The organism is Devosia sp. XGJD_8, assembly GCF_046614475.1.
In the GTDB taxonomy this organism is placed as follows: domain Bacteria; phylum Pseudomonadota; class Alphaproteobacteria; order Rhizobiales; family Devosiaceae; genus Devosia.
Genome location: NZ_JBKJHF010000001.1, coordinates 958,358 through 983,096 on the forward strand (window position 1 = coordinate 958,358; position 24,739 = coordinate 983,096).

Consider the following 24,739-nt stretch of genomic DNA (forward strand, 5'->3'; position numbering starts at 1 on the left):
GTGCGCTTCCTATCCCTGCAGTTCCCTAGCAACCCCGGCAATTGACGCCAACTGGCAATTGGCCTTAGATCACAACCCAGTGGTGATTTGGCCGGTCGCTTGCAGCCACTTAAAACAAATTGCTAAAGACCGTTTGGGAACCGGCCGCCTGTATGCGTGCCGGTTTTTTGTTTGAAAGCGTGACGATGTCAAAGGCCAACAACCCCCTGAGCAACCCGACCGCCTGGTCGCCCGATACCCAGCTGGTTCATGGCGGCTCGATGCGCTCGGAGTTCAATGAGACCAGCGAGGCGCTGTTCCTGTCCTCCGGTTACAGCTATCCGACCTCGGACCATGCCGAGCGGCTGTTCAAGGGGGAGATCCCCGGGGCACACAACTACTCGCGCTTTGCCAACCCCACCGTCGACATGTTCCAGAACCGCATGGCGCTGCTCGAAGGCGCCGAAGCCGCACGCGGCTTTGCCTCCGGCATGGCGGCGGTGACCAATGCGGTCATGAGCCAGGTACGGGCCGGCGACCATATCGTGGCCAGCCGTGCACTGTTCGGCGGCTGTCGCTTCGTCATCGAGGACTTCATGCCGCGCTGGGGCGTCAGCTCGACGCTTGTCGATGGCCGCGACCCGGAGAACTTCGCCCGGGCCATGCAGCCCAATACCAAGGTTGTCTTCATCGAGACGCCGACCAATCCAACCTTGGAGCTGGTCGATATCAAGGCCGTGGCTGATATCGCCCATGCCCATGGCGCCGTGCTGATCGTCGACAACGTCTTCGCGACAGCACTCTGGCAGAAGCCGCTGCTGCTAGGCGCCGACCTCGTCACCTATTCGGCCACCAAGCATATCGACGGGCAGGGCAGGGTGCTGGGCGGCATCGTCCTGGGCAGCAAGACGCTGATCGAGGGCGACGTCCACACCTTCCTGCGCCAGACCGGCGCAACGCTCAGTGCCTTCAACGCCTGGGTCCTGGTCAAGGGGCTCGAAACGCTGCCGCTGCGCGTACGCCAGATGACGGACAGCGCCGCCAAGGTGGCCGACGCCCTGGCTGGTCATCCCAAGGTGGAAAAGGTGATCTATCCGCATCACCCGAGCCACCCGCAATATGACCTGGCCAAGGCACAGATGGTCCGCGGTTCGACCCTGCTGGCGTTTGAAGTCAAGGGCGGGCAGGAGGCGGCGTTCACACTGTCGGACTCGCTGGCCGTGATCCTCATCTCCAACAATCTGGGCGACGCCAAGTCCATCATCACCCATCCGCGCACCACCACCCATCAGCGCCTGACCGAAGATGTGCGGCTGGAGACGGGCGTCACCCCCGGCCTGCTGCGGCTGTCGGTTGGCCTTGAAGCCAGCGACGATCTGATTGCCGACCTGATGTATGGCTTGGATCAGGTTTAGGCCGGCGATGCACATCCTACCCGTGACGCACCCCCTCCCAGCCTCCCCCATCAAGGGGGAGGTGCGGCTTCGTGCGTTTGGCTGGATCGTGCCACGAATGCTGAACCACACCTCCCCCTCGATGGGGGAGGCCGGGAGGGGGTGGGGCCGCTCACTCATCGCCCTCGCCCTTGCTCTCCTCGCCATGCCCGCCGCCGCGCAATCGCTGCCCCACCATACGGACCCAACGGCCCGTGAAATCCCGCCCAGCCTAAGTCCGGTGCCGGCCATTCGCTTCCTCACCACGGCCGATTTTCCGCCCTTCAACTTCCGGGATACCGGTGGCGAGCTGATCGGCTTCAATGTCGATCTGGCCAAACGCATCTGCGCCGAGGTCAATGTCGCCTGCACTATCCAGGCCTGGCCCTGGGAACAGGCCGCCAGCGCTTTGGCCGACAATCAGGGCGATGCGCTGATTGCCGGCCTTGCCATGTCCGAGGAAGCGGGCGCGCAGTTTGATTTTTCCTCGACCTACCTGGCGCTGCCGGGCAGGTTTGTGGCCCGCGCCGCCGATATCGCCAGCTTCGACGCCAATGCTCTGGCCGGTCGAAGCGTCGCCGTCCGGAGCGGCAGCACGCACGAGACCTTCCTCACCCGCTATCTTCCCGAAGCGACGATCCGGCGCTTTGACAGCGAAATTGACGCGCTCGTGGCGCTGCGGGAGGGCAATGCCGAGGTGTTTTTCGGCGACGCCATGCGCGCCTCGTTCTGGCTCAACGAGAACCTGAACTGCTGCGGCTTTGCCGGCGAACCCTATTTCCGTCCGCAGCTTTTCGGCGAAGGGCTGGCTGTTGCCGTCCCCGCCGGCAATGACGCGGTACGTCACGCCATCGATTGGGCGCTGATCAAGCTGCAGGACAATGGCGCGCTGGACGAACTCTACCTGCGCTGGTTCCCCGTCGGCTTCTACTAGGCCGGCATGCGCCGGTGGCGGGCCCGCGCAGCCGCCTCGATTGCAGCCGTGGTCAGCCGGTCGAGATCGAGCTTGTCGCGCAGCATTTCGAGGAATCGCAGTTCCTCCTGCTCGAGATAGAGATCGACCGAGGCGATCTCCACGGCGACCGCATAGGCGGTATCCTGCAGCTTCTTGGGCAAGACGGCGATGGCATCATCCATCACCTGGTCAAGGCCGCCAGGGCCGTTGAGCTTGTCGGCGCAGGCATTGGCGACAGCGGCCAGCCGGTTCTTGTCAAAGCCCTCGAACACTGGCAACCGGCCGATCAGCGACTGGATGCGCACCAGTTCCTTTTCCGTCATGGCACTGTCGGACGAGGCGGCAACGATCATCAGATGGATGAGAGCGTCATGAGCGGTATTGGGCATCAGGCTTTCCCGGTCTGGCTTTGCATCGATAGCTAGGCGCCCCGCGATGCGTTGGCAAGCGCCTGCGACATTGCGCTGCTGCGCACGCCCACGTTGACGCAGGCGCCTTTGGATGCAACACAGCCCGGCACTCCTCCATCCTGAAAGGCCACACCTTGTCGCCCGCCCCGTTGCCCGTTCTCGACCCCGCGTTTTTCGACGCATCCCAGACTGCCCGTGCCTGGCCGTTTGAGGAGGCCCGCAAACTGGTCGCGCGCATCGAGAAATCGGGCAAGGGCGAGGCCCTGTTCGAGACCGGCTACGGCCCATCTGGCCTGCCTCACATCGGCACGTTTGGCGAAGTGGCTCGCACCACCATGGTGCGCACTGCCTTCCGCCTGCTGACACGCGACCAGATACCCACCCGGCTGATCTGCTTCTCCGACGATCTCGACGGCATGCGCAAGATTCCCGACAACGTGCCCTCCAAGGAGGCCATGGAGCCGCATCTGCAGAAGCCGCTGACCTCGGTGCCCGACCCGTGGACCAATGAATTCAACAGTTTCGGCGACCACAACAACGCCATGCTGCGCCGCTTCCTCGACACGTTCGGCTTCGACTACGAATTCGCCAGCGCCACCGAATACTATCGCTCCGGCAAGTTCGACGCCGTCCTGCGCCGTGCTGCCGAGCGCTATGACGACATCATGAAGGTCATGCTGCCGACGCTGGGCGCCGAGCGTCAGGCAACCTATTCGCCCTTCCTGCCGATCTCTCCGATTTCCGGCCGCGTCCTCTACGTGCCGATGAAGGAAGTCGATGCCGTCAACGGCATGGTCACCTTCGAGGACGAGGATGGTCGCGACACCACCGTGCCGGTGACCGGTGGCCACGTGAAGATGCAGTGGAAGCCAGATTTTGGCATGCGCTGGGCGGCACTGGGCGTCGATTTCGAAATGTTCGGCAAGGACCATCAGACCAATGCGCCGATCTATGACCGCATCTGCGAAATTCTCGGCGGCAAGGCGCCCGAGCACTATGTCTATGAGCTGTTCCTCGACTCCGAGGGCCAGAAGATCTCCAAGTCCAAGGGTAATGGCCTGACCATCGATGAGTGGCTGACCTATGCGCCCACGGAAAGCCTTGGCCTGTACATGTTCCAGAAGCCGCGCGTCGCCAAGCGCCTGCACTTCGATGTCATTCCACGTGCCGTAGATGAATATGCCGCCCATGTCGCCGCCTATGAGAGGCAGGACGTCGCCGGGCGCCTCGAAAACCCGGCCTTCCATGTCCACTATGGCAATGTGCCCAAGGTCGATATGCCGGTCACATTCGCACTGCTGCTGAATCTGGCCACGGCATCCAATCCCGAGACCCCCGAAGTCATGTGGGGCTATATCTCTGCCTATGCGCCTGGCGTATCGGCCAAGACTCATCCGCACCTGGACGCTCTGGTCGGCTATGCCATGCGCTACTTCCGCGATTTCGTGAAGAAGAGCTATCGGGCTCCCGACGATGTCGAACGCGCCGCACTCGAGGCCCTGTCGGCGTCTTTCGCCAAGCTTCCGGCAGACGCGGACAACGAAACCATTCAGAACGCGGCGCTCGACGTGGCACGCAATATCGAGCGCTACCAGGATCTCACGAAAAAAAGCCCCACGGGTGGCCCGGGTGTTTCTGGTGAGTTCTTCCAGATGCTCTATCAGGTTTTGATCGGTCAGGAGCGCGGCCCTCGCTTCGGCTCCTTTGCCGCGCTCTACGGCATCGACAACACTCGCCAGCTCATCGCCGATGCCTTGGCGGGCAAGATGCTGGCTCAGGCCTAGCCGCCGAGCAGCTTGCGGAAATAGACCACGCGCTGGGTTTCGCTGAAGCCGAGCGCGTTATGCAGGTGCTGGCTGGCGACGTTGGCAATGTCCGTGTCGGACGCCAACTCGCTGCAGCCTGCCAGTTTCGCCCAGTCCTCCACGGCTTGGACCAGTTGCCGAGCCACGCCGGTTCGGCGAAATGCCGGCTCAACATAGATGCCTTCGAGAAATGCCACCGGCGAGCTCTCGGTGCCGTTTACATAATCGTGCCGCAGGCTTGCCTCGGCAAAGCCGACGGCATCGCCTGCCTCGTCGCGGGCGATCAGGTTCACAGTGTCACCGGGATCGGCCAGCAGGCGAGCAATGTCGTCCGCGTGTGTGCCGGTATCTCCGCCAGAGGGCCACAGTGCCTGGCGCAGCATTGCCCAGGTCTCCGCGTCAGCGAGAGTGGCGCGGGCGATGACGGTCACTGGCTGGCCCAGATGATCCGCGCGATCCACTCGATATCCGCCAGATCGAAGATGCGCGGCGCATAGGCCGGGTTGAGCGAATGCAGCTCGATCTGCTTGCCCGTCTGGCGGAACAGGATCTTGGCCATGACCTCGCCCTCGCGTGACTTCACCACCACGCGGTCACCGCGGCGTACCTGCTCGGTGGGCGAGACGACGATGCGATCGCCCTCGCGATAGAGCGGTTCCATAGAATCGCCCTGCACCTCGAGGGCATAGATGCCCCCCTCGCCGGGCGAGGGCAGGTCGATCTCGTCCCAGCCCTGGCCCGCCGGAAACCCCGCGCTGTCGAAGAATCCACCCGTACCCGCCTGGGCGAGGCCAAGCAGCGGCACGGTGCGGTTGGGCAGGTTGTCATTGACCTGCAGGAAGGCGCCGCTGCCGGTGAGGAAGGAATCAAAGCTCTCCCCGGTTGCCTCCAGTATCTTGGAGATGCTTTCGGTCGAGGGCCAGCGCTCGCGGCCATCCTTGCTGATGCGCTTGGACACGTTGAATGCGGTCGCGTCGAGGCCAGCAAGCTTGGCCAGTGCGGAAACCGAGTGGCCATGGCGACGCGCGAGAGCGTCGATCCCGTCCCAGATGGCTCTGTGTGACAGCATGGCAGCAGTCCTGATGCAGGAAATATATCTTATTGCCGGAATTAAGTCCTAGTACTAGCGCTGCTCTTTCGCCTTGTAAAGAGCCGCCATCCCTGGCCTGGGCATCCGATTTCTGCTCGCCGGAACCATGGCGAAACCTTGGCGTTAGGAATCATTGTCCCCCGAAACGTCAGGAGCCCCCGCATGCCCAACTCGCACCGTGGATTTGGCTATTGGGCCACCATTGCCGTGGCGATTGTCATGGCAATCTTTGGTCTGCCGATCCTGGGAGGTGGGCTGTGGCTGATTTCCCTTGGCGGCTCCTGGTATTATGCCCTTGCCGGGATTGGTCTCCTGGTTTCGGCCTATTTCCTGTTTCGCCACTCCATTACCGGCGTGTGGGTCTACCTGGCCACTTTCATCGGCACCCTGATATGGGCGCTGTGGGAATCCGGGCTCAATGCCTGGGCACAGGTGCCGCGCCTTGTCGCGCCGACGATCATTCTGTTGCTCGTGCTTGCCACAATTCCCGCTTTGCGAGGGCGTTTCGGCGTTTCGCGCGGTGCTTTCGCGGCTGCCGCGGTCGGTGTTCTGGCCGTCGGCGCTTCGGTCATGGTGCTGACCTCGGTGCGTGACCAGACAATCTTTGCGCAGGAAGTTGCGCCTCCTGCAGCAGATGTTGCGCCTCCTGCGGCAGTCGAGTCACCTGCGCCGGTCGTGCCCGCGGAGGATACGGCCACGCCGGTTATCCCCACACCAGCGCCGGTCAACTATGCCACGCTCGAAACCGGCGCTGACTGGCCCGCCTATGGTGGCGACCATGCCGCCACGCGCTATTCGCCGCTGAACGAAATCACGCCCGAGAATGTCGGGCAGCTCGAGCAGATCTGGGAATTCCGTACCGGAGACCTGCCGGAAAACGACGAGCCCTTCGGCAACCAGAACACCCCCGTCAAGGTCGGTGACCGCCTGTATCTGTGCTCGGCGCTCAACAAGATCAGCGCGCTTGATGCAGCGACAGGCGCAGAATTCTGGACCTATGATCCGCAGACCCCCGTCGATGCGATTGGCTACAATGCCTCCTGCCGCGGCCTGGTCTATTTCGAAGACACCACGGCTGCGGCAACCGACCTTTGCGCCAGCCGGGTGGTCAACCTGACCCACGACGCCCGCATGATCGCGCTCGATACCGAAACCGGTCAGCCTTGCGCCGATTTCGGCAATGCCGGCATCGTCAACCTGCTCGAGGGCATCGGCGATACCGCCCCGGGCTTTTATGCGCCGACATCGCCACCTACCCTGGTGCGCGACGTGCTCGTCGTGGGCAGCCAGGTCAGCGACGGCCAGACCCGCGAGGCGCCCTCGGGTGTCATCCGCGGCTTTAACGTCGTCACCGGTGAGCTTGAATGGGCCTGGGACATGGGCCGCCCGGGTGAAACCGGCCTGCCGCCGGAAGGCGAGATCTACACACCCGGCACGCCCAACGTCTGGACCATTGCTTCTGGCGATGATGAACTCGGCATGGTCTACCTGCCCATGGGCAACTCCGCAGTCGATTATTGGGGCGGCGACCGCTCCGAGGCGGAGAATACCTATTCCACAGCCATCGTCGCCCTTGATGTCGAGACGGGCGAGGTCGCTTGGCACTATCAGACCGTGCACTACGATATCTGGGACTATGATCTGGGCGGGCAGGGGACACTGGTGGATTTTCCAACAGCAGACGGTCCCGTGCCGGCCATTGTCATGCCGTCCAAGCAGGCTCAGTTCTACATCCTCAACCGCGAGACCGGTGAGCCATTGGTCAATATCGAAGAACGTCCTGCGCCCCAGGGCGGCGTCGAGCCGGAGCGCCTGTCGCCCACCCAGCCTTACGTCACCGACTTCCCCAACCTGCTCAAGCCCGACCTGACCGAGGCGGATATGTGGGGCGCAACGCCGCTCGACCAGTTGTGGTGCCGCATTCAGTTCCGCCAGGCAAGCTATGACGGCGTCTACACGCCGCCCACCGTCGACCAGCCCTGGATCCAGTTCCCAGGATATAATGGCGGGACCGATTGGGGCGGCGTGGCGATCGATCCCGAAAAAGGCATCATGATCGCCAACTACAACAACATGCCCAATTACAACCAGCTCGTGCCGCGCGAGGAAGTGGACGAACTCGGCATCCTGCCGATCACCGATCCGAACTACGATCCGGATGCCGGTGGCGGCTCGCATGGCAGCATCAGCCCGCAGGCCCTCTCGCCCTATGGCATCCGTGTGAATGCCGGCTGGCGCGTGCCCTTTACCGGCCTGCTCTGCAAGCAGCCGCCCTATGGCGGGATTGCCGCCATCGATCTCAACACCCGTGAAGTGCTGTGGGATCGTCCCTTCGGGTCCGCCCGCAAGAATGGACCTTTCGGCATTCCCTCCATGCTGCCAGTCGATATCGGCACGCCCAATAATGGTGGTGGCGTAATCACCGCCTCGGGCCTGTTCTTCATCGGTGCCGCCACCGACGACATCTTCCGCGCCATCGATATCGAGACCGGCGAGGAAGTCTGGCAGGTGACACTCCCAGCCGGTGGCCAGGCCACGCCCATGACCTATGAAGCCGAGGGTCGGCAGATCGTCGTCATCAATGCTGGTGGGCATGACTTCATGGAGACCCCTATCGGCGATTACTTCATCGCCTATGCCTTGCCTGCAGGCGACACGCCTTAGTCCGGTTCCAGCGTCAGGATCCATATGCCAGCGTCACTGCCTATCATGAGCTATTGCGGCCCGCCGCCGCTTCCGGATGATCTCTGGGGGCGGTGGAATCTCGATCCATTGCTCATGGTCGCCATGGTGGTCGGCATGGGCCTATTTCTCCTTGCCCAGCCACGATCGGCGCGCGATCGCGCCAGCTTCCTTGCCGGGATGGCGGTATTGGCGGTCATTTTCATCAGCCCGCTCTGCGCGCTGACAGTTGCGCTGTTCTCCGCCCGGGTGGTGCATCATGTCCTGCTGGTGGCGGTCGCAGCGCCCTTGCTGGCCTGGGCTCTGGTGGGCCGCATGACTGCAGCCAATGCGGCAGTGCTGAGCCGCCTGCTGACGCCCTTGCTGCTGTTGCATACCGTCGTCTTCTGGCTCTGGCACGCGCTGGATGCCTACGCCCTGGCTCTGACCAGCACCCCAATCTATTGGGTTATGCAGGCCAGCCTACTGCTGAGCGCCACGCTGTTCTGGGGTGCCGTCCTGCTCGCGTCTCCGGCACGTGCCATCGCGGCTCTCGTCGCGGTCACGGTGCAGATGGGCCTGCTCGGTGCGCTGCTGGTGTTTTCGGGTCAGCCGCTCTACTGGCCCCATTTTACCACCACACTACCCTTCGGCCTCGACGCCCATACCGATCAGCAATTGGCCGGGCTCATCATGTGGGTACCGGCAAGCCTGCCCTACCTGCTTGTGGCCGTCCTGCGCCTCTCGGCCTGGCTGCGGCACAGCGAGGCGCGCCGGGCGTGAGCGTTATCCTCCTCAAATTCCTTCACATTATCGCCATAGCGGCCTGGTCCGGGGGTCTCTTGTGCCTGCCGTTTCTCTATCTGCAGCGGCGCCGGCTGGGCGGCAACGCGCTCCATCGCCTGCATAATTTCACCCGCTTCTTCTATGTCAGCCTGGTTTCGCCGGCAGCTTTCCTGGCGATTGCTTCAGGCATGCTGCTGATTTTCTTGCAGGCAACCTTCGAACCCTGGTTTTCCGTCAAGCTCGCCCTGGTCGCCGCCATGGTCATCATCCATGTCATGAGCGGCCTCGTTATCCTGCGGCTGTTCGAGCCGGGGCAGGCCTATCCCTGGTGGCGCTTCGTTGCGGTGACGGGGCTGACCACGGGCGTCATCGCCGCCATCCTGGTGATGGTGCTCGGCAAGCCCGAATGGCACGCCGCCACCTGGATCGCGGCGTTCTTTGCGCCCGGCGCCCTCGGCGAAATGCTGGGCTTCAGTGCTTGGTCGAGATGATGAGGCCCACCCCGTGATCGAAAACCAGCTTGCCACCATGCCAACCCGCCAGCGCCGTCAGCACGGCCGCGAGCAGCGACAGCAGCAATCCGTGCGGCAGCACGGCATCGGGATAATTGAGCCGCAGGCCCCAGTTGGCGCCGGCGACAGCCAGCAGGGTCATGGCGGCGATGGCGTGGTTCCAGCTCGCCACGCGCACCCTTATGCCCGGCACGGCGAGCAGCTCGGCGGTACCGGCTATCGAGGCGAGCACGCCAAAGGCAAAGGCGAAGCCCGTCGACCACAGTCCGACCCGCAACCAGAACGGATCGCCGGTCAGCCAGTATATGCCGTCGATACCCAGCGTGCAGATCACCAGCGCGATGGGGAAATGCACCAGCATGGCGTGAATGGGGTGACCCGCAACAGCGATGGCCGAGCCGATATCCTGGTCCGCAACGGCGCGGATGCCGGGATTGGGATGGTCGCTGGTGGCCTCGGGCGGGGCCTCTTCCGCCGCGATTTCGGTTTCTTCGGTGTCCATCTTGGCCAAGTCTGCCCCCGTATCCTGCGTTTTGCTGCTTTGGCAGCAACGCCGCTGGCGCTCGCAGGTTGCGCAAGTCCCTTGTCGACGCTCGATCCCGCCGGCCCCGCCGCTGCCGATATTGCCACCCTGTGGTGGGTGATGTTCTGGGGCGCGCTGGTCCTCTTCGCCCTGGTCATGGCCCTGTTGGCCCTGAGCTTTCTGCGCCCGGCCATGATTGCCTCGATCAAGCCGATTCACTGGATCATCGGCGGTGGTCTCATCATGCCGGTGCCGATCCTGATCGCCTTGCTGATCGCGGCGCTGCTGCTGGGCGAGCAATTGCTGCCCAAGCCGGGCGGCGTGCAGCCCATGCGGATCGAAGCCCATGCCAGCCGCTGGCAATGGCAGTTCAGCTATCCCGAAACCCCGGGCGCCCCGACAACCGAAACCCTTCACCTCCCCGCCGGCGAGCCCGTCGACATCGTCGTAACCGCCGCCGACGTCATCCACGCCTTCTGGGTGCCACGCCTCGGCGGCAAGATCGACGCCATTCCCGGCCACACCAATGTCATCCGCCTGCAGGCCGATGAGCCCGGCGTCTACCGGGGCATCTGCGCCGAATATTGCGGAGAAGGGCACGAAACCATGGGCTTTGTGGTCGAGGCCCACAGCCCCGCCGACTACGCCACCGCCATCGGAGGCGTACAGTGAGTCAGGATCCAATTTCGCCCGTCGCCCTGCACAAGGCCCTGACCAGGATCTGGGCAACGCCCCCCGGTTGGGGGCGTCTGTCCGCCGTGAACCATACGATCCTGGGCAAGCGCTTCATGATGCTGGCTCTGGTGTTCTTCACCATCGGCGGCGTGCTGGCCATGCTGATCCGCGCGCAATTGGCCACATCCGGCAGCGCCTTCATCGGGCCCGAACTCTACAACCAGATCTTCACCATGCATGGCACGGTGATGATGTTCCTCTTTGCCATACCGATGTTCGAGGGCCTCGCCATCTATATGCTGCCCAAGATGCTGGGCGCGCGCGATCTGGCCTTCCCGCGCATGACGGCCTACGGCTTCTGGTGCTACCTCTTCGGCGGCATGATCCTGATCGTGGCCATGCTGCTGGGCTATGCGCCCAATGCCGGCTGGTTCATGTATACGCCCCTCTCGTCGGGTACCTATACGCCCGGCATCAATGCCGATGTCTGGCTGCTCGGCATCACCTTTGTCGAGATTTCCGCCATCACCGCGGCGGTCGAGATCATCGTCACCATCCTCAAGATGCGCGCGCCCGGCATGTCGCTGACCCGCATGCCGATCTTCGGCTGGTACATGCTGGTTACCGCCACCATGATGCTCATCGGCTTCCCGCCCTTGATCCTGGGTTCGATCCTGCTCGAAATGGAGCGGGCCTTCGATCTCCCCTATTTCGACCCGACGCGCGGCGGCGATCCGCTGCTCTGGCAGCACCTGTTCTGGCTGTTCGGTCACCCCGAGGTCTACATCATCTTCCTGCCCGCCGCCGGGGTGCTCTCGACGATCATTCCCACATTCGCGCGGCGCCCGTTGATCGCCTACAACGCCATCATCATCGCCATCGTGGCCATGGCCTTCCTCAGCTTCGGCCTCTGGGTGCATCACATGTTCACCGTGGGCATTCCCCACCTGGCGCTGGCCTTCTTCTCCGCCGCAAGCGCGCTGGTGGCCATACCCACTGCCGTGCAGATCTTCGCCTGGATCGGCACGCTCGCCTCCGGCCGGACGAAGTTCGACGTGCCGATGCTCTATGTCATCGGCTTCTTCATCGTCTTTGTCTGCGGCGGGCTGACCGGCGTCATGCTGGCCATGGTGCCGTTCAACACGCAGGCGCATGACAGCTACTTCGTGGTGGCCCATCTGCACTATGTCCTGGTAGGGGGCTTCGTTTTTCCCATGCTGGCGGCGCTCTATTATTGGCTTCCCCATTTCACCGGGCGAACCAGCGTCTATCGCCTCTCGATCCCCGCCTTCTGGCTGATCCTCATCGGTTTCAACCTGACCTTCTTCCTGATGCACCTGACGGGGCTGATGGGCATGCCGCGCCGCATTTCCACCTATCCCTCCAACTGGGGCTGGGACTGGCTCAATCTCCTGTCCTCGGTCGGCGGCTTCCTGATGACCATGGGCTTTGCCCTGGTCCTGGTCGACATCATCATGCAGTTCCGCTTTGGCCGCCGTGGCGCCCAAAATCCATGGCGCGCCAGCACCCTGGAATGGGCCATGCCTACCCCGCCGCCCGATTATAATTTCGCGGCGCTTCCCGCCGTCACCCAGCGTGCCGACCAGCTCGATCCCGATGTCCTGGCGCGGTCCCTAGCGGCGGGCGAGGGTTATCTCGGCTTTGCCCGCGCCGACCGCCAGGAAACGCTGGGCGTCGACATGATGACCGGAATGCCCGACCAGGTCATCATCCTGCCGCAGCGATCCTTCCTGCCGCTCTGGACCGCGCTGGCCACGGGTGTGTTCTTTCTCGGCCTGCTGTTCAAGATCTATTGGATCGTGCCCCCCGCGGCCGTCGGGGTCATCGCCCTGTTCCTGCTCTGGCCGCGCGCGCTCGGCGCAAGGCGCAATATGGGACCGATCGACATCGGGCAGGGTGAAGCCGTGCCCGCCGATGGCGAGGTGGAGGACAATGTCACCTGGTGGGCATCGCGGGCCGCCGTCGCGGCCGACGCGACCCTTTATGCGTCGCTCCTGTTCGGCGCGCTCTACCTGGCCGTCGTCGCCCCAGGCTGGGACGGCCCGGCACCGGCGACCAACTGGCTCCCGGCCATCGGCCTCGCCACGGCCTTCGGCGCCAGCGTTCTGGCGCGCCGGGCGCGCCGGCTCAATCAGGCGGGCGACTCTCCCTATCGATGGCTGCTTGGCGGCGCGGCGCTGGCTGGCCTTACCGCGCTGGCCTGCGTGACCGGCATGGTCCTGCTGGGCGATGCCACCACGCATGCCAACCTGGCCTTGCGCTTTGCGCTCTACGCCTACTGTGCCATCCACGCCGGCATCGCCATGCTGATCATGGCGCATGCCGCATGGCGCTGGCGCGAGGGCTTTGTATCGGCGGTCCGGGCGACGGACCTGCGCCTCTCGGTGCTATGGACCGACTATGCCGCGCTGGCACTGCTGCCGGCCTGGGCCCTGATGGTGCTCCTCGCCAGATCGGGCGGCGCCGCATGATCCGCCACCTGTGGCCATTGCTGGCCGGCTTCACGCTGTGGGCGCTGGCCTTCATCCTGCTCTATGCCATGCAGTATCTGGGCTGCTACTTCGGCTGGGCGCCCGCTGCACACCGGACCGCGCTCGTGGTCGGCTACGTTATGTCTCTTGCTGCCCTGGCTGGCGCACTGCTGGTTCAGCTAGCTTTGCTGCGCCGGCGCGGCGCTGCTGCGACGTCGTTTGACCGCATCGGCATCGGGGCCACCATCGCGGCCCTGGCCGCCACCGCCGTTACCTTCGGCCCGACCCTCCTGGCATCCGCCTGCATCTAGGCAAATGCCGGCCTTCTGCTGCGTGCATATCTGCCGCAAGGCCTGTTGCAGCGCCGTCGCGGCGCCATTAGGTTCGCGCGCATGAGCAACCCGCAATTTGTCTACAAGATCGCCACCGAAGCCGCCTTCGGTCCCGCCCGCGGCGTCGGGCAGTTTGCCGGCATGCCGATCGACGCACTCGATGGCTATATGCATTTCTCCACCGCCGAACAGCTGCGCGAGACGCTCCGGCTGCATTTCGCCGGCCAGGATGGACTGGTGCTGCTTGCCGTGCGCTGTGCCGATCTGGGCGAACGGCTGGTGTGGGAGCCGTCTCGCGGTGGTGCGCTCTTTCCCCACCTCTATGGCGGGCCGCTCCCGATCGCCGCCATCGCCTGGGAGGCGCCGCTCAGCGTTGCCGCCGATGGCGCCTGTACCCTGCCCGAGGCCGTCCGATGATCTTCTCCGCGCTCTCTCCGCTGCTGCGTATCCCGGCGCTGTCGGGCCTCACGCGCGAAGCCCTGCTCAAGATGGACCCCGAAACCGCCCATGGCGCGACCATCGCTGCCCTTCGCCTGGGCCTGGCCCCCGAGCAGTCCCACGCCGACGGGGCAGAATTGCGGACCACGCTCTGCGGCCTGGAGCTTGCCAATCCGATCGGCATGGCTGCCGGCTTTGACAAGAATGCCGAAGTGGCGCGGCCACTGGCGCTCATGGGCTTCGGCATGGTCGAGATCGGCACCGTGACCCCGCGTCCGCAGGTCGGCAATCCAAAGCCCCGCCTGTTCCGCATCGCTGCGGCAGAGGGCGTCATCAACCGCATGGGTTTCAACAATGAGGGGCATGACGCCGTCTTTGACCGGCTGAAGGGGCAACGCGTGCCGGCGGCCCTCGGGGTCAATATCGGTGCCAACAAGGACAGTTCGGACTTCGTCGCCGACTACGTGCTGGGGGTCAACCGCTTTGCCGACCTGGCCGATTATCTGACGGTCAATGTCTCCTCGCCCAATACGCCGGGCCTGCGCAATCTTCAGGCCGACGAGGCCCTGCGCCGCCTGCTGGGCGAGGTCCTGGCCGGCCGCGCCAAGGCCAAGACGCGGGTGCCCGTCTTCCTCAAGATCGCGCCCGATCTCGATGAGGCCGCGCTCGACACCATTGCCGCTGTCGTGCTGTCCACCGATCTCGATGGCCTGATCATCTCCAACACGACGATCACCCGCGATGCGGTCGCCGGCCTCGAAAACGCAGACGAAACCGGCGGCCTGTCGGGCAAGCCGCTGTTCGACCTTTCAACGCAGCGCTTAGCGCAGATGCGCCAGCGCGTCGGGGCCCTGCCCATCATCGGCGTCGGCGGCATCCACTCACCGCAAACGGCGCTGGCCAAGATCCAGGCGGGCGCCAACGCCATCCAGCTCTATTCGGCCATGGTGTTCGGCGGGCTCGACCTGCTCGATCGCCTCAAGCGGGGGCTGGTCGCCGCCGTACGCGCCCAGGGCAAGACCAATATCGCGCAACTGGTGGGCCAGGACACCGACGACTGGGCCGCGGGACACGGCAAGATCGGCTAGGACTTTTCCGCGCCGGTCGAGAACAGCGCCTCGAACTGGCCATCCTCGATGCGCGCCGCCGCGATAACCGCCTGGGTGCGGCTGTCGACATCGAGCTTCTGCAGGATGGCCGAGACATGGGCCTTCACTGTCGCCTCGGAAATCGAGAGCTCATAGGCGATCTGCTTGTTCATCAGCCCGTCGCTGAGCATCATCAGCACGCGGACCTGCTGTGGCGTCAGCGTCGACAGGCGCCGCATCAGCGCGGTATGGTCATCGTCGCCGCCCAGCGTCGTGCCCTCGGGCACGAAGACCTCTCCGGAAAGCACCATCTCGATGGCGCGGCGGATTTCCGTCGGGCCCACCGATTTGTGAAGGTAGCCGGCCGCGCCCAGCTCGAACGCCCGGCGCACCACGGTACTGTCCTCGACGGCCGAGATGATCATCACCGGGATATCGGGATATTGCGCGCGCAGCAGCAGCAGCCCCGAAAAGCCCCTGACGCCGGGCATGTTGAGATCGAGCAGGACCAGGTCACAGTCCCGGTCCGCGTCGAGAGCCGCGCTGAGGCTGGCGAGATCGCCTGCTTCCTCGACGCTCACCGTGGCGTCTCCGCCCGCCAGTGTCTGTCGCAGGGCCGCGCGGAACAGCGGATGATCGTCGACGATGATGATGCGGCGGCGGGTCATGTGACGTGCGGCTCCTCGTGGCGCGGTCCCGGGAACGTGAGCCCCCGATTCGACCGCCTCATGCCCACACAATCAGGTCAGCGGGCCCTTTGCTCTTGCATATTGCGGCAATACTTAACGGGTTCTTTACCATGTTTTCCCAAGAGTAACCGTCATACCTTCGTGTTGAATCGCGAGGGGTCCGCCTTTTATGACAGGGACTGACAATGGCCCGCGCCTACGCAAACCCGGATATGTCCGACCCGGCCGACGAGCCGCAGCCGGGTGAGTGGCAGGCCCTGCGGGGTGAACTCGTCGCCCTGCTCGATCAGGTCGAGGGGCGCTATTCCCGCGTCGAGCAATCCGAACCGGAACTGACCGGCATTACCCGCCGCGTTCGCAACCTGCGCGACCAGGTCGTGGGCCCCGAGCCCGCCGTGCGTCGCCGCGAGGCGCTGCGCACCGTCAAGCGGGCGGTGGACCGCTTCAGCGAGCGCGACGAAGCTGCGCTGGACGATGAACAGGACCCGCTGAGCAGCGCCATCGCCGAAATCCGCGCCCGCCAAGTCTCGGCGCCGGCCGCCGCGCTCGGCCGCCGCCCGCGTGACATGCCCGAATTCCGCCAGCTGAGCTCCCTGGTCAGCGGCCTGTCGGGCCGGCTGGGGCATCTCGAAGAAGAACTGCGCTCCCAGCGCGCCAGCAATGGCAGCGTCAACGAGGTTGCCAGCCAGGTCGAGCAGCTGACCCATGTGGTTGAACTGCTGGCCGGCGCCGTGGGCGAAACCGGGCAGGTCAAGCGGCTGGAGTCCCAGATCGGCGCGCTTGCCGTCCTGATCGAGGAGGGCTCCAGGGTGGACCTTTCTGCGATCAACCAGCGTCTTGACGATGTGTCGACCACTGTCGGCAAGCTGGCCGAACTGCAGGCCGAGCAGATGGAGCGCGAGATTTCGCGTGACGCCCGGAAGGGCGACGGGCTGGCTCCGGCCATGCACGCCATCGAAAAGAGCGTTCGCAACGTCTATGACCGCATCGACTCCATCGAAAAGAACGTCACCCTGTCGTCGGGTGAGTTCGAGCGCCTGACCTCGGAAATGGCGGCCTTTACCCGGATGATGCGCGACCGCGAGGCGGCGCCCGATACGCTGGTGGCCAAGGTCGACGCCTTGTCGTCGCGCATTGGCAGCCTCGACGCATCCAATGGCGATGTGGCCGGCCTCAAGCAGGATATTGCAGCACTGCGCGATGCGGTCATGGCCGGCATGGAGCCGCGCTTCCTGCGCATCGAGAGCCAGATCGAGGCGCTGTCCGACCGCATGGCGCCGGGCGACACCGTCCAGGTCGAGAACCAGCTCAAGCAGCTCATGCAGCGCATGGATGAGGCCGGCGCCCAGCTCAACGGCCTGGCCAAGCTCTATTCCACCCAGTCGGACCCCGCTGATCTGGAAGCCATGGCGACCCTGGTTGCCGAGCGCACCAGCGATGCGGTGACCCGCAAGGCGCCGGCGCCGGTAGCCATGTTCGGTCCCGATAGCCTCAAGAGCATCGAAGACCGGCTGACCGGCCTGATCAAGTCGGCCGGCAAGACACCGGATTACGAGGCGCTTGCCGCCATGGTGGCCGAGCGGACGTCGAAAGCCGTCGCCAAGTCGACCCCGCCAGCGCGGGCCGGTGGCGACATCAGCGACGAAAGCCTCGGCGCACTCGAAAAGCGCATGGCCGCCCTGTTCAACACCGCCGGCAAGGACACCGCCGAACGCCTGACACGGCTCGAAGCCGCCTTGGCGGGTCGCAATAGCGCTGCCGACCCGGTAGCCCCGGCCCGCTCCACCGCCGCCATTGCTGCATCGGCACCAGCCGAAGAAACCTCCGACGAAGAGCGCAGCCGGTTTGATGCCATGCTGACGGCTCTCTCCGGACCACGCTCCCCGGCCAAGAGCGATCGCATGCCGGTCAATCCGGTGGATGATGCGCCGCTGATTGATCCCGGCTTCAAGGACAGTGGCCCGGTTCGGGCTGCGCTCGACGCCAAGGCCAGTATTCAGGCCACGCCGGCCGCTGTCGAATCCAGGGCGCCCTCGCGTCCGGTCTTTGATCCGGGTACCGCCGAGCGTCCGCCCCCGCCACAGTCGAGCTTTGCCAAGACCGGGCCTGATCCCTTCGTGCCAACGGCACCTGTCGCGCCGCCAGTGCCCGAGGCGCCTCCCAGCCAGAACGGCACCAGCACATTCGTTGCTGCCGCACGCCGGGCCCAGCGCGCGCGCCAGGATGCTTCGGCACCTGCTGCCGCCGGCAGCAACTCGCTGATCGGCCGGGCTCTTGCCCGCGTCATGCCCAGCCAGCCCGCCGTGGCGCCTGCCGACGAGACGGCAGCGGCACCGGTCGCCAAGGGCAAGCCGGAAAAACCGGCCAAGCCGGTCAAGGAAAAGAAGCCCGCCAAGTCCGAAGCGCCCGCCGTGGCGCCGGTTTTCGGACCGGAGAATGAGGAAGCCGCCGCCCCGCAGCAGAGCTTTCTGACCCGCCATCGCCGTCCGCTCCTGCTGGCGGCGACGCTTGTGGCTGTCTCCATGCTGGCGCTCAACCTGGTTATCCAGCGCATGGAAACCGACGCCCCGCAGCCGGCGCCGGTCGAGCCCGTCATGGATGCCACGTCCGACGATGTGTCCTTCGTGCGGCCCGAGCCGCGCGTCATCGACATGATCGACAGCACTGCCACCGGCTCGATCAATCCGGGCGAGGCCATGAGCTTCACCAAGCCGGTCGCCACGACGCCAATGCCCCGGACCCTCCTGGCAACATCGGCGACCCCGACAGAAGCCGTGCCGCTCGATCTCCCCACCGAGACGGCGCCGGAAACCACCGGCAGCATTCCCGTCGCCGAGGCGGGCAGTGCCGAAACCTTTGAAATGCCGGCCGAAACCATCGGCCCGCTGGAGCTGCGCCAGGCAGCCGCCAATGGTGACCCGCGCGCCCAGTTCGAAATCGGCGCTATCTTCACCGAGGGGCGCGCTGTCCCCCAGGACTATGTCGAAGCTGCAAAGTGGTATGAACGCTCGGCCGCCCAGGGCTTCGTGCCGGCCCAGTATCGCCTGGGCAATCTCTATGAAGCCGGACAGGGCGTCGACAAGGACATCGAGATCGCCAAGCTCTGGTACCAGCGCGGCGCCGAGGCCGGCAACCGCATGGCCATGCATAACCTGGCAGCGCTCTATGCCGGTGGCCTGCTCGGCGAGCAGGAGTTCGAGACGGCGGCCGAGTGGTTCGCACAGGCTGCCGCGCGCGGCATGACCGACAGCCAGTTCAACCTCGGCATGCTCTATGCCCGCGGCCTGGGCGTGCAGCAGGATTTCGAGCAGTCCTACAAGTGGTTCTCCCTCGCTGCCCGCAATGGCGATGCCGATGCCAGCGAAGCCCGCGACGACATTGCCAAGTCGCTGAGCGCCGAGGCCGTCGGACGCATTGCCGATGAAATCGCGGCGTGGAAAGCCGAACCGCTCGACCTGGCCGCCAATTTCGCCCCGCTGGGCACATGGTCCACCACTTTCGACCCGGGTGAGGTCATCACCACCAAGGATGTCGTGGCCAAGGTGCAGATGGCCCTCACCAAGCTCGGTTTCGATGTGGGCGTGCCCGACGGCCTGGCCGGTCCCAAGACGGCCGAAGCCATCAAGGCCTTCGAGCGCAGCACCGGCATGACCGAGAGCGGCGCCATCAATCCACGCCTCCTGGCTGTCCTCGGCAGCCAGCCGGTCTGACACCAAACTGTCGTTTGACACCGCTGGGGCGCGGTCCTAAAGCCCAATTATCAAGGTTCCCGCCTTCGGGCGGGAGCCTTTGACCTATTGTTGACGTACGATCCTGTAAGCTCGTGCGGTCTAAAGTGTTTTCTTGAACGGATCCGGTCTTGCAGGTCTATCTGCCGATCGCTGAAATGTCGGTGAACCTCTTCTTTCTCGTGGGGATCGGAGGGGCGGTCGGCTTTCTGTCCGGATTGTTCGGCGTTGGTGGCGGCTTCCTGCTGACGCCATTGCTGATCTTTTCCGGCGTTCCTGCACCCGTGGCCGTGGCATCCGTCACCGGTCAGGTCGTGGCCGCCTCCACCTCCGGCGCCCTTGCGCATTATCGACGCGGCGCCATCGACCTGCATCTGGCGCTCTATCTCGTGCTGTCGGGCGTCATCGGTGCCTTTGGCGGCGTCGCCGCCTTTGCCCTGCTGCGCGATGCCGGCCAGCTCGATCTGGTCATTTCCCTTGGCTTTCTCGTGCTGCTCGGCTTCGTCGGCGTGCTGATGCTGATCGAGTCCACCCGCTCCATTCTCAAGCAGCGCAAGGGCATCGTGGTGCGCGAGCGCCTGCCCAATCAGCACAACTGGATTCACGGCCTGCCCATGCGGGTCCGGTTCAAGAAGTCGCGGCTCTATATCAGCGTCCTGCCGGTGCTGATCATTGGTCTGTTCATCGGCTTTGTGGGCTCGCTACTGGGTATTGGCGGCGGCTTTATCATGGTGCCGGCACTGGTCTATCTGCTGCGTGTGCCCGGCAATGTCGTCATCGGCACCTCGCTGGCGCAGGTGGTGGCGATGATGGCGGCGACAACCGTGCTGCATGCCGTCCAGAGCCAGAGCGTCGATATCCTGCTCGCCTTCTGCCTCATGGTGGGTGGCACGGCCGGCGCCCAGTTCGGCGCCTCGGCTGGCAAATATCTGCGCGGCGAGCAGTTGCGGGGCCTCTTGGCGCTGCTGGTTCTGGCCGTGGCAATCCGCTTCGGCCTGTCGCTGGTGCTGACACCCGCCGACCCCTTCACCATGGCCGTGTTGGGGGGCAGCCAGTGAGATTTCTTGCCCTTTGCTTGCTTCTTGCCTGCACTTTGCTGGTCCCGGCCCACGGCGCGCGGCTGATCTCGCAGGTCTCCAACGAGACCATCGAGATCACCTCGAGCTTTGACGGCGAGCGGATGAACTTCTTCGGCTCCATCGTCCCCGATGCCGGCGCCGAGGAAAAATTCGTCACCGGGCCATTCCACGTCGTCGTTGTCGTGCTGGGGCCGACCCAGAACCGCGTTGCGCGGCAGAAGACCAACAATTTCGGCGTCTGGATCAATACCGGGCAGGTCGAGTTCTCCAACTTCCCGAGCTATTTCCATGTGCTCTCGAGTGGGCGGCTGGCCGACATCACCGATATCACCACGCTGACCACCAATTATATCCTGCCCGAGGCGCATACCCTGGTGGCCAATAGCAGCGACTGGTGGAAGAGCGCCATCTTCGGCCGCCAGCTGGTGCGTCTGATGACCGAGGAAGGCCTGTTCGGCGTGCAGGAGAATGGTGTCAGCTTCCTTGCCGACAATTTCTATTCGGCGCGCCTGACCCTGCCCAGCAACGCCCCGCCCGGGCCCTATCTGGCCCTGACCTATGTCTTCCAGAATGGCGAAATCATCGCCCGCAAGTCCGAGGGTTTTGCCGTGCGCAAGATCGGCTTCGAGCGCTTCCTGGCGCTCTCGGCCGTGCAGCAGCCGCTGCTCTACGGCCTGGTCTGCGTCATCCTGGCGCTGTTCACCGGCTGGCTCGGCGGCGTGATCTTCAAGCGCTAGCCGCGCACCAGCCGCTTTGGACTGACCGGATAGGTGCGGTCCTTGCCCAGCATGGTCACTTCCAGCCCCGGCCAGTGGAACAGCCCGAAGAAGGCCGGCGACAGGATATTGATCGACCCCGTCGAGGCGCCATAGGCCGGCAGGATGAGCAGCCGGTTGTCATGCACGAAGCACGGCCGCCGCGTCGAGCGCCCCTCGATATGGATATGCGCCGCCGGGTGGAGGTGTCCCGCCACGAGACCCGTCACGCCACGCTGCGGCTCGTGGGTCAGCATCAGCCCGCCCAGCTCGACCTGGCTCAGGCATTGCCCGCCCAGCGCATGGGGCCGCGGGTCGTGATTGCCCGAAAGCCAGAGCCATTCGGCAAGTCCGGTCATGTTGTCGAGCCGCGCCCGATCCACCTCGCTCAGCGTCGTCGTGCCCTCGTCGCGGTGGAAGCTGTCGCCCAGCGATACCAGCCGCTGCGCGCCGGTCCGGCGGATATCGGCTTCCAGCCGGGCCAGGGTCATGCCCGTGTCATAGGGCGGCAGCATCTGCCCGCGCCGGGCAAAGCTGCTCATCTTTTCCAGGTGCAGATCGGCGACCAGCAGCGTCTGCTGGGCGTGCCAATAGAGCGCGCCGGAGGGCAGGGGTTCGAAATTCTGGCCGGCAAAGCGCAAGATCGGCGTCTCCGTGATCTCGGCTTGATATAGGACTTGGCTCAACTTTGCCTACCGGAGCGATCTACCCCGCGGGACCGCTCATGGCCTCGCGCATCAGTTCATCTGCAGCATCAGCCATAGCCGATTCGCGGCCTTCTCCGAAAATGGGTTCCCTGCCGATATCGAGCATGACCGGCACGGCCAGCGGCGAGATGCGCGACAGCGGCTTGTGCACCACATGGCCGCGAATACGGCGCAGCATGTCGCCCAGCCGCTCGATATCGAGGAGGCCCCGCGCCGCATCGCGCCGTGTCGCCTGGATCAGGATGTGGTCCGGCTCGTGCTGGTAGAGCACGTCATAGATCAGGTCTGAACTCATGGTGATCTGCCGTCCGGTCTTTTCCTTGCCCGGATGGCGCCGCTCGATCAGCCCGGCAATGATGGCGCAGTTGCGAAAGGTGCGCTTCATCAGCGCCGATTCATCGAGCCAGGCTTCAAGATCGTCGCCCAGCATGTCCTCCGAGAACAGCTCGTCCAGCGATAGCCGCCCGGTGCGGATCAGCGCCGACAGGTCACCCAGGCCCCAGATGGCCAGGGCATATTCGGAGGCCACGAAGCCGAGCGGCCGGGCTCGTGCCCGCTCCAGCCGCCGGGTGAGCAGCATGCCCAGCGTCTGGTGCGCCAGCCGGCCTTCGAATGGATAGCAGACCAGGTAGTTCTGCGCGCCGCGGGGAAAGGTCTCGACCAGGAGGCTATCGCGCCCGGGCAGCACCGAGATATCGCGCTGCAGGCGCAGCCAGTCACTGACCTGGTCGGGCAGAACGCTCCAGCTGGCCGGCGTATCCAGCATCTTGCGCACCCGCTCGGCCAGATAGGTCGATAGCGGAAACTTGCCACCCATATAGGAGGGGATCTTGGGATTGGTCGCCTGCGCCCGGGAGACGAAGGCCTCGTTGTCGCGCATGCCTTCGAAGGCCACGATCTCGCCGCCGAACATGAAAGTGTCGCCCACCAGCAGCGTGCCGAAGAAATACTCTTCCATCTCGCCCAGCACCCGGCCGCCGGCGCCCACCGGGCTGTTGCTCTGCCCCTTCTTGAGCCCGCGCGAGCGGATCAGCCGCACCCGTACCATCGGCTCCTCGATGATGGTGCCGATATTGAGCCGGTATTGTTGCGCCACCTGCGGATTGGCCACGCGCCACTTGCCATCCTCGGTTGGCTTGAGCCGCGCATAGCGCTCATAGGCCTTGAGCGCATAGCCGCCGGTCGCGACGAATTCGAGCACCCGGTCGAACTGGCTCCGGGGCAGGTCGCGATAGGGCCAGGCGTGGCGAACCTCGTCATAGAGATCGTCGGCCGCAAACGGCGCCGCACAGGCCATGCCCAGGATATGCTGGGCCAGCACGTCATAGCCGCCCGAGACCGGATCCTCGCTGTCCTGATGGCTTTCCGCCACGGCCTCCAGCGCCGCCTCGCATTCGAGCACTTCGAAGCGGTTGGACGGCACCAGCAGCGCCTTGGACGGCTCGTCGAGCCGGTGATTGGCGCGGCCGATGCGCTGCAGCATGCGCGAGGACCCCTTGGGTGCGCCCACCTGCACCACGAGGTCCACATCGCCCCAGTCGATACCCAGGTCGAGCGTCGAGGTGCAGACCACGGCCTTGAGACTGCCCGCCACCATGGCGCCCTCCACCTTGCGCCTCTGTTCCACAGAGAGCGAGCCGTGATGCAGGGCAATGGGCAGCATGTCGTCGTTGACCGCCCACAGCCCCTGGAACAGCATTTCGGCCTGGCTGCGCGTATTGACGAAGAGCAGCGTCGTCTTGTGTCGCTTGATGGTCTCGTAGAGCTCGCGATGCGCATAATTGGCCGAATGCCCGGCCCAGGGCAGGCGCTCTTCGGTCTCGAGGATCGCCAGCACGGGCGGTGCGCCGCCCGACGCGGTGAGCAGATGCGTCGCCCGCTTCGGCACCGGCTGGGCGATCCAGTCGCGCAGCAGGTCCGGCCGCGCCACGGTGGCACTCAGCGCCGTGATCTGCACCTCCGGCGCCAGAAGGGCAATCCGCGCCAGGGCCAGGGACAGCAATTCCCCGCGCTTGGAGGTCACCAGCGCATGCAGTTCGTCGAGGACGATGCGGCGGAGCGAGCCGAAGAACAGCTCGGCATGCGGATGGCTGATGAGAAGGCAGAGCTGTTCCGGCGTGGTCAAAAGGATATGCGGCGGCTTGGCCCGCTGCCGGGCCCGCTTGCTTGCCGGCGTATCGCCGGTCCGCGTCTCGGCCGTGATCTTGAGGCCCATCTCCAGGATGGGCGCATTGAGATTGCGCTGCACGTCCACCGCCAGCGCCTTGAGCGGGGAGATATAGAGGGTGTGGAGGCCGGCGAACTTGCCGTCCACCAGGTCGGTCAGCGTCGGCAGGAACCCCGCCAGCGTCTTGCCGGCGCCGGTCGGGGCGATCAGCAGCGCCGAGGCGCCCGCCTGCCAGCTCTCCAGTACGTCGAGCTGGTGCTGCCGCGGCGCCCAGCCCTTGCGGGCAAACCAGTCGGTGATGATGGCGGGGAGGGGCGTAGTCAACGGCACCCCCACCTAACCTCCCCCTGACAGGGGGAGGAACCCGTCCGGTGCGACGCACCTGATCGTGCCAATGCCTCGATGCAGCTCCTCCCCCTGTCAGGGGGAGGCCGG

The 24,739-nt window shown here is 64.9% G+C and carries 21 protein-coding genes and 1 riboswitch; of the genes, 14 read left to right on the forward strand and 7 right to left on the reverse strand.

Annotation, left to right across the window (positions count from 1 at the left end; all coding sequences use genetic code 11):
• Positions 1–69: 69 nt before the first annotated feature.
• A riboswitch (SAM riboswitch) is annotated at positions 70–145 on the forward strand.
• A 40-nt stretch (positions 146–185) separates the two neighbouring features.
• On the forward strand, positions 186–1,394 hold the full coding sequence (metZ, locus tag ACLI1C_RS04415) for an O-succinylhomoserine sulfhydrylase (protein WP_411395640.1): 1,209 nt from the start codon (positions 186–188) through the stop codon (positions 1,392–1,394).
• A gap of 97 nt (positions 1,395–1,491) precedes the next feature.
• Entirely contained in the window at positions 1,492–2,346 is an 855-nt protein-coding gene (locus tag ACLI1C_RS04420; RefSeq protein ID WP_411395641.1) for a transporter substrate-binding domain-containing protein, read from the forward strand.
• On the opposite strand, the gene ACLI1C_RS04425 is transcribed toward ACLI1C_RS04420, so the two are convergent.
• Positions 2,343–2,756, reverse strand: a complete 414-nt coding sequence (locus tag ACLI1C_RS04425; protein ID WP_411395642.1) for a tellurite resistance TerB family protein — start codon at positions 2,754–2,756, stop codon at positions 2,343–2,345. The two genes, ACLI1C_RS04420 and ACLI1C_RS04425, sit on opposite strands and share 4 nt — an antisense overlap.
• Positions 2,757–2,911: 155 nt before the next feature.
• On the opposite strand from ACLI1C_RS04425, the gene ACLI1C_RS04430 reads away from it, so the two are divergent.
• A complete protein-coding gene (locus tag ACLI1C_RS04430; protein WP_411395643.1) occupies positions 2,912–4,561 on the forward strand; it encodes a lysine--tRNA ligase in 1,650 nt (549 codons plus the stop codon).
• On the opposite strand, the gene aac(6') is transcribed toward ACLI1C_RS04430, so the two are convergent.
• Positions 4,558–5,004: an aminoglycoside 6'-N-acetyltransferase gene (aac(6'), locus tag ACLI1C_RS04435; RefSeq protein ID WP_411398218.1), complete on the reverse strand. Its 447-nt coding sequence runs from the start codon at positions 5,002–5,004 to the stop codon at positions 4,558–4,560. The genes ACLI1C_RS04430 and aac(6') overlap by 4 nt on opposite strands.
• Before the next feature lie 5 nt (positions 5,005–5,009).
• A complete protein-coding gene (locus ACLI1C_RS04440) occupies positions 5,010–5,651 on the reverse strand; it encodes a helix-turn-helix transcriptional regulator (RefSeq protein WP_411395644.1) in 642 nt (213 codons plus the stop codon).
• A 183-nt stretch (positions 5,652–5,834) separates the two neighbouring features.
• Between ACLI1C_RS04440 and ACLI1C_RS04445 the strand changes: the two genes are divergently transcribed.
• Genes ACLI1C_RS04445 through ACLI1C_RS04455 form a run of 3 tightly spaced genes read left to right on the forward strand, consistent with a single transcriptional unit; the run spans position 5,835 to position 9,610 of the window.
• On the forward strand, positions 5,835–8,336 hold the full coding sequence (locus tag ACLI1C_RS04445; protein ID WP_411395645.1) for a membrane-bound PQQ-dependent dehydrogenase, glucose/quinate/shikimate family: 2,502 nt from the start codon (positions 5,835–5,837) through the stop codon (positions 8,334–8,336).
• A gap of 24 nt (positions 8,337–8,360) precedes the next feature.
• Complete coding sequence (locus ACLI1C_RS04450) at positions 8,361–9,116, forward strand: cytochrome c oxidase assembly protein (RefSeq protein WP_411395646.1); 756 nt, start codon at positions 8,361–8,363, stop codon at positions 9,114–9,116.
• Positions 9,113–9,610: a CopD family protein gene (locus tag ACLI1C_RS04455; protein WP_411395647.1), complete on the forward strand. Its 498-nt coding sequence runs from the start codon at positions 9,113–9,115 to the stop codon at positions 9,608–9,610. Before ACLI1C_RS04450 ends, ACLI1C_RS04455 begins: the two co-directional genes overlap by 4 nt.
• Here the strand turns inward: ACLI1C_RS04455 and ACLI1C_RS04460 are convergent.
• Positions 9,591–10,133, reverse strand: a complete 543-nt coding sequence (locus tag ACLI1C_RS04460) for a DUF2231 domain-containing protein (RefSeq protein ID WP_411398219.1) — start codon at positions 10,131–10,133, stop codon at positions 9,591–9,593. The genes ACLI1C_RS04455 and ACLI1C_RS04460 overlap by 20 nt on opposite strands.
• An 81-nt stretch (positions 10,134–10,214) precedes the next feature.
• Between ACLI1C_RS04460 and coxB the strand changes: the two genes are divergently transcribed.
• The 5 genes from coxB to ACLI1C_RS04485 all read left to right on the forward strand — a co-directional run bounded on the left by coxB (position 10,215) and on the right by ACLI1C_RS04485 (position 15,179).
• Positions 10,215–10,826, forward strand: a complete 612-nt coding sequence (coxB, locus tag ACLI1C_RS04465) for a cytochrome c oxidase subunit II (protein WP_411395648.1) — start codon at positions 10,215–10,217, stop codon at positions 10,824–10,826.
• Positions 10,823–13,321, forward strand: coding sequence for a cytochrome c oxidase subunit I (gene ctaD / locus ACLI1C_RS04470; RefSeq protein ID WP_411395649.1), 2,499 nt, complete (start codon positions 10,823–10,825; stop codon positions 13,319–13,321). Before coxB ends, ctaD begins: the two co-directional genes overlap by 4 nt.
• Positions 13,318–13,632, forward strand: a complete 315-nt coding sequence (locus ACLI1C_RS04475; protein ID WP_411395650.1) for a hypothetical protein — start codon at positions 13,318–13,320, stop codon at positions 13,630–13,632. The genes ctaD and ACLI1C_RS04475 overlap by 4 nt, the downstream gene beginning before the upstream one ends.
• An 81-nt stretch (positions 13,633–13,713) precedes the next feature.
• Positions 13,714–14,070, forward strand: a complete 357-nt coding sequence (locus tag ACLI1C_RS04480) for a DUF952 domain-containing protein (RefSeq protein ID WP_411395651.1) — start codon at positions 13,714–13,716, stop codon at positions 14,068–14,070.
• Complete coding sequence (locus ACLI1C_RS04485) at positions 14,067–15,179, forward strand: quinone-dependent dihydroorotate dehydrogenase (RefSeq protein ID WP_411395652.1); 1,113 nt, start codon at positions 14,067–14,069, stop codon at positions 15,177–15,179. Before ACLI1C_RS04480 ends, ACLI1C_RS04485 begins: the two co-directional genes overlap by 4 nt.
• Here the strand turns inward: ACLI1C_RS04485 and ACLI1C_RS04490 are convergent.
• On the reverse strand, positions 15,176–15,847 hold the full coding sequence (locus ACLI1C_RS04490) for a response regulator (RefSeq protein ID WP_411395653.1): 672 nt from the start codon (positions 15,845–15,847) through the stop codon (positions 15,176–15,178). The genes ACLI1C_RS04485 and ACLI1C_RS04490 overlap by 4 nt on opposite strands.
• A 206-nt stretch (positions 15,848–16,053) precedes the next feature.
• On the opposite strand from ACLI1C_RS04490, the gene ACLI1C_RS04495 reads away from it, so the two are divergent.
• The 3 genes from ACLI1C_RS04495 (at position 16,054) to ACLI1C_RS04505 (ending at position 21,412) form a co-directional block, all read left to right on the forward strand.
• Positions 16,054–19,578, forward strand: coding sequence for a peptidoglycan-binding protein (locus tag ACLI1C_RS04495; protein ID WP_411395655.1), 3,525 nt, complete (start codon positions 16,054–16,056; stop codon positions 19,576–19,578).
• A 149-nt stretch (positions 19,579–19,727) separates the two neighbouring features.
• The gene (locus ACLI1C_RS04500) at positions 19,728–20,654 is read left to right on the forward strand and encodes a sulfite exporter TauE/SafE family protein (protein WP_411395656.1); all 927 of its coding nucleotides are present in this window, start codon (positions 19,728–19,730) and stop codon (positions 20,652–20,654) included.
• 35 nt (positions 20,655–20,689) lie between these two features.
• Positions 20,690–21,412, forward strand: a complete 723-nt coding sequence (locus ACLI1C_RS04505; protein ID WP_411395657.1) for a TIGR02186 family protein — start codon at positions 20,690–20,692, stop codon at positions 21,410–21,412.
• Here ACLI1C_RS04505 and pdeM read toward each other — a convergent pair.
• Positions 21,409–22,116: a ligase-associated DNA damage response endonuclease PdeM gene (gene pdeM, locus ACLI1C_RS04510; protein WP_411395658.1), complete on the reverse strand. Its 708-nt coding sequence runs from the start codon at positions 22,114–22,116 to the stop codon at positions 21,409–21,411. The genes ACLI1C_RS04505 and pdeM overlap by 4 nt on opposite strands.
• A 19-nt stretch (positions 22,117–22,135) precedes the next feature.
• Positions 22,136–24,634, reverse strand: a complete 2,499-nt coding sequence (locus ACLI1C_RS04515; protein ID WP_411395659.1) for a ligase-associated DNA damage response DEXH box helicase — start codon at positions 24,632–24,634, stop codon at positions 22,136–22,138.
• Positions 24,635–24,739 lie beyond the last annotated feature (105 nt).